A 1333-nucleotide genomic window follows, 5' to 3' on the forward strand; every position below is an offset into this window, starting at 1 on the left:
CGGCGCGCAGCAGTGGCAGCACCTTCGCGACCGCCGGCCCCGAAGGCACCGCACAGGGCAGCAGGCCGGTCTCGTCCACGCCGTCAGCGTATGCCGTGCCCCGCGGCGTCCCGGGGCAGGTTTCCACCGCCGGTGGGGCTCACCGGCAATGATGGCCGGGTGCTGCACCTTCGACTGCGCGTGCCCGAAGACCTGGTCGACGACGTCGCCGGCCTGCTGGAGGGGGAGGGCGAGACGGCCGTCAACGTGGCCGTCCTGCCGGGCGCCTACCGACGGCCGGACGGCGATCTCGTCATGCTCGACCTGCCGCGAGAGGGCGCCCAGCGGCTGCTCGGCCAGCTGCACGAGATCGGCCTGGTCGAGCGCGGCTCGATCACCATCGTCGACGACGAGGTCGTGCTGAGCGCGGCAGCCTCGGAGGCGGAGCGTTCGACCCCCGGCGCCCCCGAGGACGGGGTGGTGTGGGACGTCGTGGAGGACCACGCGCGAGAGGACATGCGGCTGTCCTTCTCCTACGTCGTCTTCCTGGTGCTCGCGACCCTCATCGCCGGGGTCGGCCGGCTGCAGGACCAGCCGGTCCTCATCGTCGGAGCGATGGTGGTGGGCCCGGAGTTCGCCCCGATGGCGGCGATCTGCCTCGCCGTGGCCCGACCTCGGCTGGGCCTGTTGCCTGGCGCAGCGTTGACCCTGGTCGGCGGCTACGTCATCGCGGTGCTGGTCGGCACCGTGATCTGGTGGGTCGTCTACCTCCTCGGCGGCTTCGACCCCGCTCAGCTCCACCACGGCCCGCAGACCGACTTCATCATCCAGCCGAGCGTGTGGTCGCTGGTGATCGCCGTCCTGGCCGGCACCGCGGGGGTCCTGTCGCTCACGACCGACAAGTCCTCGACGCTCGTCGGCGTCTTCATCTCGGTCACCACGGTCCCGGCGGTGGCCGTGCTGTCGCTCGCCCTCGCCACCGGTGACGGCGGGGACGCCGTCCACGCCCTGGAGCAGCTGGGCATCAACGTGTTCGGCATCCTCGTCGCCGGCACGCTCACACTGCTGCTGCAGCGCGTGATCTGGTCGCACACCGCCGTGCCCACCCCGCGCCGCAGGTCACCGAAGTCGGGCTGGTTCGCCGCACCGCGTCCCTGACCCGGGGAGGTCAGCCGGTCGGTCGGCGGTGGCCCGCGATACTGGTGCCATGACGAGCGCAACGCGACGACTGGCAGTGGTGACCGGGGCGAGCAGCGGCATCGGGGCGGCAACGGCGCGCCGGCTGGCCAAGGACGGTTTCGAGGTGGTGTGCGCCGCGCGGCGGCGTGAGCGCATCGAGGCCCTCGCGCAGGAG

Annotated in this window: 2 protein-coding genes; both read left to right on the top strand. The window is 72.5% G+C overall.

What is annotated here, in order from left to right; translation table 11 throughout:
* Window positions 1–159 precede the first annotated feature (159 nt).
* Window positions 160–1137: a DUF389 domain-containing protein gene (locus FRW57_RS21610; RefSeq protein ID WP_137121417.1), complete on the top strand. Its 978-nt coding sequence runs from the start codon at window positions 160–162 to the stop codon at window positions 1135–1137.
* A gap of 49 nt (window positions 1138–1186) precedes the next feature.
* The coding region (locus tag FRW57_RS21615; protein ID WP_152187038.1) for an SDR family NAD(P)-dependent oxidoreductase at window positions 1187–1333 on the top strand (147 nt) is incomplete at its 3' end.

Origin of the sequence: Segeticoccus rhizosphaerae (assembly GCF_009192725.1) — a bacterium.
In the GTDB taxonomy this organism is placed as follows: domain Bacteria; phylum Actinomycetota; class Actinomycetes; order Actinomycetales; family Dermatophilaceae; genus Segeticoccus; species Segeticoccus rhizosphaerae.